At 53.0% G+C, this 12,649-nt stretch carries 8 protein-coding genes; 6 read left to right on the forward strand and 2 right to left on the reverse strand.

Going from position 1 to position 12,649, the window contains the following annotated elements; genetic code table 11:
- Positions 1 to 37: 37 nt before the first annotated feature.
- A complete protein-coding gene (locus tag BST81_RS15260; protein ID WP_075599358.1) occupies positions 38 to 1,858 on the reverse strand; it encodes an ATP-binding protein in 1,821 nt (606 codons plus the stop codon).
- On the reverse strand, positions 1,846 to 2,907 hold the full coding sequence (locus BST81_RS15265) for an ABC transporter substrate-binding protein (RefSeq protein WP_075599359.1): 1,062 nt from the start codon (positions 2,905 to 2,907) through the stop codon (positions 1,846 to 1,848). The genes BST81_RS15260 and BST81_RS15265 overlap by 13 nt, the downstream gene beginning before the upstream one ends.
- Before the next feature lie 177 nt (positions 2,908 to 3,084).
- Between BST81_RS15265 and BST81_RS15270 the strand changes: the two genes are divergently transcribed.
- The 6 genes from BST81_RS15270 to BST81_RS15295 all read left to right on the forward strand — a co-directional run bounded on the left by BST81_RS15270 (position 3,085) and on the right by BST81_RS15295 (position 12,596).
- Positions 3,085 to 3,996 (forward strand): SDR family oxidoreductase, encoded by a 912-nt coding sequence (locus BST81_RS15270; RefSeq protein ID WP_075599360.1) that lies wholly within the window; start codon positions 3,085 to 3,087, stop codon positions 3,994 to 3,996.
- Between the two features lie 146 nt (positions 3,997 to 4,142).
- Positions 4,143 to 6,230, forward strand: a complete 2,088-nt coding sequence (locus BST81_RS15275) for a DUF4157 domain-containing protein (RefSeq protein WP_075599361.1) — start codon at positions 4,143 to 4,145, stop codon at positions 6,228 to 6,230.
- A 155-nt stretch (positions 6,231 to 6,385) separates the two neighbouring features.
- A complete protein-coding gene (locus tag BST81_RS28505) occupies positions 6,386 to 9,850 on the forward strand; it encodes a DUF4157 domain-containing protein (protein ID WP_083636887.1) in 3,465 nt (1,154 codons plus the stop codon).
- On the forward strand, positions 9,851 to 10,366 hold the full coding sequence (locus BST81_RS15285) for a YbjN domain-containing protein (RefSeq protein ID WP_075599363.1): 516 nt from the start codon (positions 9,851 to 9,853) through the stop codon (positions 10,364 to 10,366).
- A 66-nt stretch (positions 10,367 to 10,432) separates the two neighbouring features.
- Positions 10,433 to 11,644 carry an ATP-grasp domain-containing protein gene (locus BST81_RS15290; RefSeq protein ID WP_075599364.1) on the forward strand — a complete coding sequence of 404 codons (1,212 nt, stop codon included), beginning with the start codon at positions 10,433 to 10,435 and terminating at the stop codon, positions 11,642 to 11,644.
- A 34-nt stretch (positions 11,645 to 11,678) separates the two neighbouring features.
- Positions 11,679 to 12,596, forward strand: coding sequence for a CoA-binding protein (locus BST81_RS15295; protein ID WP_075599365.1), 918 nt, complete (start codon positions 11,679 to 11,681; stop codon positions 12,594 to 12,596).
- Positions 12,597 to 12,649 lie beyond the last annotated feature (53 nt).

The following is a 12,649-nucleotide window of genomic DNA, read 5'->3' on the forward strand; positions in this document are numbered from 1 at the left end:
GGAGCTTCAAAAAGGGTTCAACCCGATCGCAAGTTTTTTATCCATTCGAAGTAACCACCTGAGGTTCAACCACAACCCCTTCAGTCGCCTTGCGCGAACTATTCAGCGTCCCAGTCTGTTGTTTGGGCTGATGTACTGGAATCTGGATGGTGAATTCTGTGCCTTCACCAGGAGCAGAATGGCAATGCAGCGTGCCCTGATGTTTCTCGGTAATAATTTGATAGCTAATTGACATGCCCATCCCTGTCCCCTTACCGACAGGTTTTGTCGTGAAGAAGGGGTCAAACAACCGCTTTTGCACAGCCTCGGGCATTCCCGGTCCATTATCGGCAATATGAATCGCAATGTGATGGGGGGCCACAACTTCAGTGCGAATGGTAATTTTAGGGGACAGGGAATCCTGATCAATCTTCTGGCGCTGATGCCCAAACTCCTCCAGGGCATCAATCGCATTCACCAGAATATTCATGAACACCTGATTTAACTGGCCAGCATAGCATTCGATCAGAGGCAAATTGCCATAGTCCTTCACTACCTGAATCTCCGGATGATCGGACTTTGCCTTCAAGCGATTGTGCAAAATCATCAAGGTACTATCGAGGCCCTGGTGAATATCCACATTTTTGACTTCAGCCTCATCCAACCGCGAGAAAGTGCGGAGAGATTGGACAATTTCCCGAATCCGATCGGCTCCCACCTTCATTGAAGACAAGAGTTTGGGCAAATCAGTCCGCAGGAAAGGCAGATCAATCTCCTCAGACCGATCTCGCACCTCAGACACAGGTTGAGGATAGTACTGCTCATACAATTGCAGCAGATCCATTAAATCCTGCATGTACTGATCGGCATGGTGGATATTGCCATGAATAAAGTTAATTGGATTATTAATTTCATGGGCCACCCCTGCCACCAGTTGCCCCAGACTGGACATTTTCTCACTCTGCACCAGGCGAGTCTGAGCCTGCCTAAGCTCCGTCAGGGTGGCCTCTAACTCTTGAGATTTATTCCGCTCCCTGGCTTCACTGTCTCTCAGCACCGCTTCTACTTGCTTACGATGGGTAATTTCAGCCTTCAACTGGTCATAGGCTTCCACCAGTTCGAAGGTCTTCTGAAATGAGGTTGCCAGAAACTGGATTTCATTGGCAGGCAGGGCTGAGGGTACGGTAAAAGTGCCTGTCTTCTTGCTCGCGATTACCGCCTGGTTCAGCCCTTCTAAGGGACGCAAGACATTGCGGCGAATCAAAATGCCCATGAATAGTAGGATGATCACAATCCCGGCAGTCAGCGTCAATGTTGAGGCCAGGAAGGTATTCCCCGCTTCTTGCTGCATTTGCTTCAGGTCCACGATCGCAATAGCCAGCCCTCGCTTTCCAGAGGTGCCAAACAGGACACTGGTAAAGGGCAGAACTTGAACCAGAGCAGGTTTATCATTGATGACAATTTCCTGGGTGGTCGGGATCCCCTGTTGCGAAGCCTGGTTCATCGTCTGCAGGAGTTCTGGGTGCAGAGATCGATAGGGAAGATTCTTGTCCATCCGATGGCTGTGGGCCAGAATCAGCCCGTCTGGATTGACGATCGCCACCTCCATCACGGCAGGCAGGGTGGCATAATTCTGCACCACCCGTCGCAAGGTACTCCGTTGCTCCAGTTCCAGCAGCCCTTCGGTTGCAAATTCCAGGGACTGGGTAATCGATTCTGCCCTCGCCTGAACCTGCTTTTCCAGATCCAGATGAATCAGACGATAGTTAATCCAGAGGGTCCCCAGGCCCACTGTAGCCAGAGAGACCCCAAAACCCAGCAGGAGTTGCCTGGACAGACTCTGATTGCCAATCCAGGGTAGTTTCTTCAAGATTTCCATTGTTCGATCGCCGTTGAGATGGGTTCACCGTTGATTTCGATATCCTGCCGGAGGGCTCGGCCAGCCCGGGGATCTGCCTGCAGGAGCTGACCCATCTGTTCCATGGCTTCCTTCAACCGACTTTGAGACTGAAACATGCGCTTTTGCATGGCCATGTCCCCTTTTTTAAGGCCAGCATAGTCACTGGCGAAAGCTGCTGGTTCCTGGTTCAGGCGCTTGCCTACCTTTTCAAAAACCTCAGATGGCTTGGTCTCCACCGCATGCATGACATCTAACCATGCCCCCAGAAATTGGGTGAACTCCGCTTTTTTCGAGGCCATCAGGGTCGATCGACTGAGGAAGGTATCAATCACCAAACTGTCTACTTCCTTCGTAGTGAAGACAATGTTCCCCTTAATTTTCTGAGCGGTTTCTCCCAGCAGAGGTTGCCAGATCACGGCTGCATCCAAGCGTTTCTCCTCCATCAACTGCACAGCACTTTCATTGGAAATGTCCTCAATCTTAACTTCCTCAGGTTTGAGGCCATGCAGTTTCAAGGCTTCCAGGAGAATTAAATGGTTAACCGTTCCCAGTTTCGCACCGACTCGCTTGCCCCGCAGATCTTTAACCGACTTGATGGGAGCCTGAGCCACAATTCCATCTGAACCCGCTGAGATATTCGTCACCAGCAAAACCACAGGTTTGTCGTTGCCTGGATCAATCTGTACCACATCCCAGAGTGATGCAAAAGCCGCATCCAGGGAGCCTCGCATCACAGCGCGAGAAGAATCCTGCTGGTTTTCAAACCGCACCAGTTCGACATTCAACCCTCGCTGTTTGAATAATCCAGCTTCTTCGGCATAAAGCACAATGTCAAAGCCTGGCCAGGTGGTAATCCCCACTTTGAGGGGCTGTAATGTCTTATTAGAAGCCCCACTGCAGCCATGCAGCGCCAGACTCACGAAAAAGCCCAGCACCAGCAGAAACCCCAGCGATCGGCGAACATTAAACCGGAATTGGAATTGCTGCCGCAGACCAGAAATCACAGACTCAACTTGGGTGGAGAACATAGACTTCCAGGACACCTGTATTTCCCCCTCAGCATTCCCGCAAAATACATGTTTCCCCACAGGGCATAAGGTAAGAAAAGACAGGAAATCCCAATTATTGCTTTCCCCAGAAATATAGACCTAGCATAGTAGCGCAGATGGTAGCATCCTCTAGTACGGCAACTCTGTAGCGTAAAGATGACAATTTCCCTCCCCCTCCCTGAGCAGGTGGTTCTGATTACGGGGGCTTCGACCGGCATTGGGGCCGCCCTGGCAAAAGTCCTGGCCAAACGCTATCCAGGCATTCGCCTGGTGCTGGCTGCCCGGAGTCGCGAGAAGTTGATGACGATCGCTGAAACCTGCCGTCTAGCGGGGGCAGAGGTTGCTCCGGTGCCCACCGATTTTGCACAGATTGAGCAGGCTCAAGCTCTCGCCCGGACTGCCTTGGAGACATTTGGGCGGGTGGATATATTGGTCAATAATGCCGGATATGGCCAGATGGGACCGATCGAACTGATGCCCCCTGCTGCCGTGCAAAACCAGTTTCAGGTGAATCTCTTCGGTCCCCTGGCGCTGACCCAGGCTTTGATTCCTGCCCTGCGGGAGCAGGGAGGAGGTCGCATTCTCAATGTCAGTTCCCTGGGGGGGCGGATTGCTTTCCCCTTTGGCGGCCTCTACAGTGGTTCTAAATTCGCTCTGGAAGCTCTCAGTGATGCCCTGCGGATGGAACTGGAGGCGTTTAACATTCAGGTTAGTGTGATTGAACCGGGGCCAGTTACCACGCCTTTCTTTCAGGTGGTGGCCGAACAGATTCAGCAGATTATTCCCCACCCCTTCAAAACCCCCTATGCGGCTGCTTTTAGAAATCTAGAGACCCTGGAGCAGCAAACCAGTAGTCGGGCCTGGACTTCAGAACAGGTGGCTGAGGTGATCCTGCAGGCCATCACCGATCGCACCCCCCGCCCCCGTTACGTGGCCGCCACCCAGGGGGATCTGATGCTGTTCGTGATGCGGAAGGTGTTGCCCACGAAGGTGGTCGATCGGTTCTGGCAACGGTTCTATGCCTTGGATAAAGTGGCCCAGGAGTGGCGGACCCGTTCACCCAATTAGGCACCCTGGCATATACCCATCACCCTGGAGGTTTCTGAAGCAACCATCCCAACACTGTGGAAAATGGTAGAAAAATTTCATAGATTTAAGGTTGTGGGTTTTACCAAGGATACAAGCCCTGCCCTCATTGCTTTTTAGCTGAATCTATGGCCAGATATCGCAAACGCCTTGACCGCCAGGAAACCCCTGTTAAGTTTTTGATTCAGCCTGCCCAGGGTTTATTCCAACCTCGCCCATTTCCAGTTCAGGCTCAAGTAACGCCAGCAAAAAACCAGCAGAGTTCTCAAGCATCCCGGGCAATTCTAGCCAAGGCAGAGAAGTTCGGTCATCACCCCCATCAGATCTCGGTTGTTTCCAGGCAACCTGGGATTGCTCCTGGAATCCAAACCAAGCTAACTGTAGGCAAGCCCAGAGATGTCTATGAACAACAGGCAGATGCGGTGGCCCAGCAGGTTGCGGCTTCCTCACCCTCGCTTCATGATCTGCCTATCCGCAAGAAACCTACAGAGGACGATCGCGGCAGACCCGCAGCTACAACCTTGGATATTCAGCCTTTGGCCCAATCTCAAACCACGGAGGCTCCAGTCTCTGCCAATCCAGCCCTGGAACAGTCGATCGAACGCAAACGGGGCAGGGGAATTCCCTTATCCGAAGACGTGCGGGAACCGATGGAACGTTCCTTTGGAGCTGACTTTAGTGGCGTTAATGTTCACATGGATGCTGACTCGGATCAGCTCAATCGATCCCTGAGTTCCAGGGCCTTCACCACCCAGCAGGATATTTTCTTCCGATCTGGAGAATATAGCCCCAGCAGTCGGAGTGGGAAAGAGTTGTTAGCCCATGAGCTGACCCATGTGGTGCAACAGAATGGTCGGGTTCGCCAGGGTCAGCCGGGACAGGGAGACACCAGGCCGATCGCAGGCTCCCTGGCCCAGCGCTCTCCCCAGGTGATTCAACGGGATGTGGGCTTTGAGTTTGAAGTGGGGAAATGGAATTTAGAAAAACTGAACGCTCCCCTCACCCCCAAGCAAAAAACTGGCAAAAAAACAGTTAAAAATGCCCAGATCGATCCGAATGGCCTGAATAAGGATACGGTTGTCCATGCAGGTCCCAACTTTAACCTCAAACCTGATCAGGGGGACGATGGCTGGCATATTGAGTTTGTGATTGAACCTCCCCTGCCCGAAACCTCCTCTGGCAAGAAGCAGCTCAAAACAACCATGAATCAAATGAAGCGATTGGGGGATCTCCTGATTAGCATGAGGAGTGAAGCCAAGATCAAGCGCACAAACAGTCCCTTCCATCGCATTTTATCTGCTGATGCAGGCTTAGGCATGGGGGATGTGCTGATTACACCCTTCAGTACCATGCCTGCCGAACCTCAGGTTACCGCAGGCATCCGCCTGGATCAGTTGGCCAGCATCATGGAGAAAATGTCACCCGCCAATCTCCCCGGAGAAACCCCGGCCAAGAGTCAACAACGAAAACAGGGAGCCGCCTACCTGGGTTATAAAAACGTTACGGACACCCAACTGGTTTCCAGTTCTCCGGCAGAAGCAAGAGCCCGATTCGCCGATTTCCCTGGAAAAAACCTCCGCTCTCCTGACACCGCCAGTGATAGCCTGATCAGTCTGCTGGCCCTGATGAGGGCCTATCTGGATCGGGCATCCCGATCGATGGCCTATGCCAAAACCATGGCTCCTTTAATGGCGCGGACAGATTTTGCCAAAACCTTCAACCTAATGCCCGAAGCCACGTACTATCGTAGCTATCCGAATGAATGGGTGGCCCTAGTGCTGCATGTGGCGGGCATGACGGGTCAGGGAAATCAGCCTTTCTTCACAGGGGCTGTCACCTATACCCAGGGAACTGATTTAACTGATCTGAGAAATGCTCTGAGTCGGGAGCAGTGGGTCAGGGGAATTTCCCAGGGGACAGATTATCTGACTGAGAAGAACTTCCCAGACCAAAATGTTGCGGCTTATCTGTTTGGGTTAGGGAAATTAGGGAAACGCACGGATAAGGTCGGTCAGCGCCGGAAGTTCTTCGGTACCTCCACTGAGGTAGCGGAAGCTCCTATCTTTGAATTTCGGCGCATGGCTGGGGATCTGCCCCACACTGCCTGGCCCCAATTGGCCCTGGAGTTGTTTACTTACTTCAAGGAGGCCAATGACTTGAAGGATCCTACCTTCACAGCCGAGAAAACTCATACGAAACGCAATGAGGAAGAGTGATATAACGGTATAAGTTATTGCTGGGCTGCAAAATCATTCTGACAGTCTTGGGGGACGATCGCACCTGCCTCAGGTTTTGCAAGTGCGTGTGCGATAGGTTTTTCAGTCCCGTGATCCGTACTGGGTAACGATTCCTCACCCCTTTACTGACCCCTATGGCTACAAAACGCACCTACGCTGGCAGAAAGAGACGGCAAAGCAACACTGTCTCTCCCGCTCCAATTGAAACCGGGTTGTTTGAGTCCCGTCCCTTCACAGTGCAAACCCAGGCGGAGTCAATCTCTGCCACCCCCACTCACCAATCGGCTGAACAGTCCCACCCAAGAGCCAGCCTGAATCAGTCCTTCCTGCAGGCTCAGCGCTTTGGCCATCACCTCAGCCAGATTGCTGTCCATACTACCAGTACCACAGACACCGTCTCCGCTCCCCGCAAGCGACGGCGACAAAATGCTGACTTACCCCCTTTGAGTGGGTTGGTTCCTGAAGAAGAGGATTCGCTCCAGCGTCAGGCTGAGGGCAATGGGAGCTTTGAAGCAGGCAACCATTTAGAGACTCGCATTAAGGAGAAACGGGGAGGGGGCCAACCCCTGGATCAGGGCGTGCGATCTTTCATGGAACCGCGTTTTGGCCACAGTTTTGCAGATGTGCGGGTGCATGCTGATGGTGATTCCGTTCAGATGAATCGGGAGTTGCATGCTGAAGCCTTTACCAATGGGCAACATATTTACTTCAATGAGGGCAAATATAATCCGAACTCCGGCAGTGGCAAGCAGTTGCTGGCCCATGAATTGACCCACACCATTCAGCAAACAGGGGGCAGCAAGTTGCAGCGGAAGGAGGGAGGCCATTGCTCCGGTTGCTCCTGTCCGTCCTGTGGTCCGGCTATATCCCGAGTGCAGCGGCAGCCTGCCTTGACTCGATCGTCCCTCTTGCATCGTAAATTGACAGACTTGCTCCCCTTACCGATTCAGCACATTCAGCGGCAGGCAGATACTGCGGCCCATAGCACGGGCTGCTCCTGCCCCACCTGTGGTCCGGCAGCAGGCCAGGTGCAGCGGAAGGAGGCCAGCCATGGTCCAGGCTGTTCCTGCCCCAATTGTGCGGGCCAGGGGGGCAAGGTCCAGACCAAGCTGACGGTAGGAGCCCCCCAGGATCAGTATGAGCAGGAAGCCGATCGGGTCGCGGCCCAAGTGATGCAAATGCCTGCCCCTCAGCCCCAGCCTGTGCATTCCGTGCAGCGGCATGGCCAGGGCCATGAGGACCAGGCCCAACGTCATGGGGACCACGACGATCAGGCCCAGCGGCACGAAGAAGAAGACCAGGCCCAAACCAAGGCGATCGGCGATACCATCACCCCGATCGCCCAGCGCCATGAGGACCACGATGATCAGGCCCAGACGAAACCGATGGTCACGCCTGTGTCTGTACAGCAAGCTGGAGCAGCCAGTGGCAGGATTCAACGCCACTCCTCCTGGGAACACCAATTGCTCGGAGATGTCCCCCCAGACAAGCTGGCCCAGTTAGGAAGCTGGCAGGATCTGATTAAGAAAGGCAAGCACATCGATACGCCAGAGGTGGATATTCAGGGCGTTGGGAAGATTAAAAAGGGCAACGTTATGCACGTCATTGCCCAGGAACTCAAGCGTCTGGAAGTCTGGCAAAAGAATCCTCCCAAAGGAGCATCTGATACGGATAAGCAGGGATTGAAACAGCATGACCCTACCTGGGATGTGGTACTGGTTTCCCTACCGAATACGAAAAATCCGAAAGAACCCCTGGTGGTCACTTACGGGGAACTGAATACCCTGGCTGACTACTATGGCAGTGCCGATATTATGAAGAACGCAGATCCAACCAACCGCTGGCAAATTGTGCAAAGCGTGCGTCAGGAAACTTTCTTCCGCTTAAAGGATATTTATACCAAGTTACAGGGCAGCCTCTCTGATACGGATAAGCAGGATCAGGACGTGCAGTCTGCTGAAGCCATGATGCAGGGGAATAAACTGGTTAATCAGAAGGTCGGGTTCAAATTCAAGGGAGCCATGACCCCAGACTATATCAGTAGTCTCAAGGGCCAATTAGACCTCCTTGCGGGAGATAAGCCCCTGATTGGGCAAGGGACAGGGGCTAAAGGGGATACCAACTCCTATGGTGCCACTCTGGCCCGTAATGCGTGCCACTTTGTCCCAGAAAGCTGGCATAGCTGGGCCAACTACCACAATATTGCCCTGGGTTTAGCAAGACAGGCTTTTGATAAGAAGATGGCGGCTATCCCCTATGCCCGCAAGGCCAAACAGGATCCCGCCAGTGCTGATGGCTACCGAGGCACAGCGAAGAAGCTGCGAGAGGAATCTAGCGAGCTAGCCAATGAAGCCCTATTGAATAATGGCTTTGGGGATCACTACCTGCAAGATTCCTATGCGTCTGGTCACATGATCAATAAGACGCAGATTATGCAGTGGTACATCGAATACATTGAGACGAGTAAGACCTTTGACTACTTCAAGGACAAGAACTGGCGCAAGGTTCAGCAAATGGCCTACAAGCAGCCAGGAATAGTTGATTCGGGTCAATATGATAAGTCAAGGGTTAAAGGGCACCGGGGCAATACCTCTGTGGGAGGTGGGAAGCAGGGACCCGTGCTTCCTGCAAGGGAGGCCAGAAATCCCCAATCTGTAGAAAATATGGCAGGAGACTGGCTGACCCGGTTTAAGGCGCTGGGGCTACAGGTACCTACATCTTTGCAAACCGCTGGGTCTCCAGAACGGCAACTGGTTGAGTGGTGGCAAAAAGAGGCGATGAAAATGCTAGGCAGCCGCAAGAAGTCAGGGGATACGTTACAAACCAAGAGCCCCCTGCAAGGTCAGCCCCTGAGAAGTGCGCTCAAGAGCTTGCTGCATGACGGCATTATCAAGATGTCTGGATCCTCCTTAGAAAGCCGAGGGCTGGCCATGCGAGACTCCAGTACGATTACCATTCCGGGCACGGCCTCGAATGAATTCAAAAAGCTAGACTTTACGTTGCGGGATGACTACGTTCCGAAAAACAAGAAGAACTTTAAGCAGGCCCTGGTAGCCAGTGCTCAGGGAGATGATAGCCAGTATCAGAAGATGGCGGCCTCTGTCACCTATGGAGATTACTTTGAGTTCATGAAGAGTGGCTTTATCCAAAAATCGACGAATGCCCTGCATGACGCCTTCTGTCAGAAGGGCTTAGAAGTCAGCTCTGGTGAAGGTCAGCCCGTCTTTAAGGTCTATGGCGATGATGCCATGTTCAATCAGGAAAGTGCTGCTGGGGTGAAACACTCTGGGGAAACAGCCAATATGTCGCGGGATTCCGTGCTCAATATGATCGCAACCGGGACTGAGGCCGGGATACCCACTACGAAGATCATCAATCGCCTTCCCGCTTATGTGAAGGTGAAAGGGTTCAGCGATGTGACCAAACTGGAAGACTGGCATAATCCGAAGGGTGGTCCTTCCCTGAAGACCTACTGCTTCAGCAAGATCTTCCCCAGCATGTCCTGGGATGTGAAGCAGAAGATGGCTCCTGGTGTGGTGGGCTCTGACCTTGGCAAGATCAGCAAGGATGAAACCGTCCACGGGTCAGATGCATTCTAAATGAAAGAACCTCTGCCTTCCCCCTCTGCAACAGTGACTCAGGATGCCATTCTGGCATCTGTGGTTGCCTTTTTTCAGGCGAATGATTGGTCCTTCTCCCAACACGAGACGGAACCGATCCTGCAAATGCAGTATCAGGGGGAGAATGGGGAATGGCTCTTTACCGTTCGGGTCAGGGAGATGCCAGGGCAGGTTGTGTTCTACTCTGCCTGTCCAGTTATGGTGCCGGAAAAGAAGCGTCTGGCGGTGGCTGAATTCTTAACCAGGGCTAATTATGATCTGATTATCGGTAATTTTGAGCTGGACTTTGAGGGGGGTGGTGTCTTGTACAAAACTGCCAGTATCGTCAACCAGGGGACTGACCTCAGCTCTCAACTCATCGGGCAACTGGTTTTTGTGAATGTGATGACAATGGATCGGTATCTGCCGGGGCTGATGTCCGTCATCTATGCCAATGTCAGTCCTTCAGAAGCCATTGCTCAGATTGAACAGACCCCGACCCCGGAGAACCCTTAACTTTGAATTTTGAGTTTTGAACCAGTATTCTTAACTCATCCCTTAAAACTCATAACGCCAGTCAGGATGGATCTGCTCGAATACCAGGCAAAAGCCCTGTTCCAGGAAATGGGTATCCCGGTTCTTCCCTCCCAGCGGATTTACCAGCCCAAAGATTTGAAGGGGTTGAAAATCCCTTATCCGATCGTCCTTAAATCCCAGGTGCGCCGTGGGGGTAGAGGTCGATTGGGGGGCATCCGGTTCGTGGAAAACACGATCGACGCCATTGCCGCTGCCCAGGCGATTTTTCATCTTTCGATCTCTGGAGATTACCCGGAACTGTTGCTGGCAGAAGCTAAATATGATGCGGAGCGGGAATTTTTCCTGGCTGTCGCCCTGGATAGCTCCGTCCGTCGTCCGGTGCTGCTGGGTTCCCAACAAGGAGGCGAAAACCTGGAAGCCGCCTTACACCAAATGCAGCAGGTTGTCGTAGATCAGGATTTCTCACCATTTTATGCCCGTCGGCTGGCTCTCAAGATGGGCCTGCAGGGAGTACTGGTGCAATCGATCAGCACGGTGGTGGAGAAAATGTACCAGCTCTTTGTTCAGAAAGACCTGGATCTGATTGAGATTAATCCCTTGGCGATCGACGCCAGTGGCGCAGTCATGGCTCTCGATGGCAAAGTCACAGTGAATGATGGGGCACTGGGGCGGCATTCAGAGATTGCGCTGCTCACCAATCGCATGTCTAAAACCAGCGCTGGCAGCCATAGTAGCCTGGGTTTCAGGGCAGAACCACCAGCCCCCAGGTCAGAACCTACCCTTCCCCCTCTGGTTAGGCTGGATGGTAATATCGGCATCCTCTGCAATGGGGCCGGGCTAACGATGACGACCCTGGATCTGGTGGCTCAGGGCGGCGGCAAAACAGCTAACTTTTTGAATATCGGGGGAGAGTTTCACTGCGGCTGGCCCACCATCGACCTGACAGAACGGGTCCAGCAGGGGTTAGACCTGATCCTGCAGGATAAGCGGGTCAAAGTTGTGTTGATCAATCTCCTGAACAGTCTGAACAATTCCAATGGCGTTGCTGCTGCGATCGGGGTGCATTTGCGGCCTAAATCGCCAGCGATGCCTTCACCCCATTTCGTAATCCGCTGCCCGAATCAACGGGCGATCGAACAACTGCAGGCGATTCTGGGAGATCAGGTCTTCCTCTCCGATCGTTTGGATGATGCGGTAGCGCAGATTATTGCTCTGGCAAAACCACCCCGTGCTGGACGGGCTACATCCCGTCGCTAGGAGTTCCTGGGTTCCTGGTTCTATACTAAGAGTTATGAATTTTACTGCCACCAGCAAGGTACTAATCCAGGGGATTACAGAGCCATTAGGGTCTGCCTACACACCTTTGATGACAAACTATGGGACCCGCGTGGTTGCAGGTGTCAGCCCTGGCTGTGGGGGGCAGAAAATTGGCGGTATTTTAGTCTTTGACATGGTGGAGCAGGCTTTGGCCCAGATTGGGCCTGTGGACACGACGGTGCTCTTCGTTCATCCCTATCAGACCCTGGATGCCGCCCTGGAAGCGATCGCGGCTGGCATTCGCCACATCATCATCATTACAGAAGGGGTTCCCCCTCTGGATATGGTGCATCTGCTGCGCAAAGCTGAAGCTACCGAGACCCTGATTGTGGGTCCGACCAGTCCTGGGATTATCGTTCCCGGACAGGTGCTTTTAGGTACCCATCCCAGCGAATTCTATACCCCTGGCCCGGTTGGCATTATTAGCCGCAGTGGCACCCTCACCTATGAGGTGGCCCTGGAACTGACCCGCTGCAACCTGGGCCAATCCATCAGCGTTGGCATTGGCAGTGATGCGATCGTTGGCTCCTCTTTCTCCCAGTGGCTACAGATTCTAGATGAGGATGAGAATACGGAAGTCATTGTCCTGATTGGGGAAATTGGGGGGGATGGAGAGGAACTGGCAGCCCGGTATGTGAGTGAGGCGATCGATAAACCTGTGGTGGCTTATATTGCCGGTCAGCATGCTCCCCGGGGCAAACACCTGGGCCATGCTAGTGCCATTATTGCCTCCCAGATTGCTACCGGCATCCAGGATGCTGTTTATGTGCCTGATTCCAGTTCTGTGGAAAATAAAATAGCGGCCATGAAGCGGGCCCAGATTCCTGTGGCCGATCGGCCCTCCCAGATTCCTGACCTGGTCAGACAGGTCCTGGTCAGAAAATCGGCCTGAGAAGATTATTTCTAATTTGCTACCTGAAGCAAATTCAAACCGTATAATGCTGG

This window comes from Leptolyngbya sp. 'hensonii' (assembly GCF_001939115.1).
Taxonomy (GTDB): Bacteria; Cyanobacteriota; Cyanobacteriia.

What these genes read in the sequence shown, in the direction of transcription:
- BST81_RS15260 (WP_075599358.1), bottom strand. Translation starts at nt 1,858, where the DNA reads ATGGAAATCTTGAAGAAACTACCCTGGATTGGCAATCAGAGTCTGTCC.
- BST81_RS15265 (WP_075599359.1), bottom strand. Translation starts at nt 2,907, where the DNA reads ATGTTCTCCACCCAAGTTGAGTCTGTGATTTCTGGTCTGCGGCAGCAA.
- BST81_RS15270 (WP_075599360.1), top strand. Translation starts at nt 3,085, where the DNA reads ATGACAATTTCCCTCCCCCTCCCTGAGCAGGTGGTTCTGATTACGGGG.
- BST81_RS15275 (WP_075599361.1), top strand. Translation starts at nt 4,143, where the DNA reads ATGGCCAGATATCGCAAACGCCTTGACCGCCAGGAAACCCCTGTTAAG.
- BST81_RS28505 (WP_083636887.1), top strand. Translation starts at nt 6,386, where the DNA reads ATGGCTACAAAACGCACCTACGCTGGCAGAAAGAGACGGCAAAGCAAC.
- BST81_RS15285 (WP_075599363.1), top strand. Translation starts at nt 9,851, where the DNA reads ATGAAAGAACCTCTGCCTTCCCCCTCTGCAACAGTGACTCAGGATGCC.
- BST81_RS15290 (WP_075599364.1), top strand. Translation starts at nt 10,433, where the DNA reads ATGGATCTGCTCGAATACCAGGCAAAAGCCCTGTTCCAGGAAATGGGT.
- BST81_RS15295 (WP_075599365.1), top strand. Translation starts at nt 11,679, where the DNA reads ATGAATTTTACTGCCACCAGCAAGGTACTAATCCAGGGGATTACAGAG.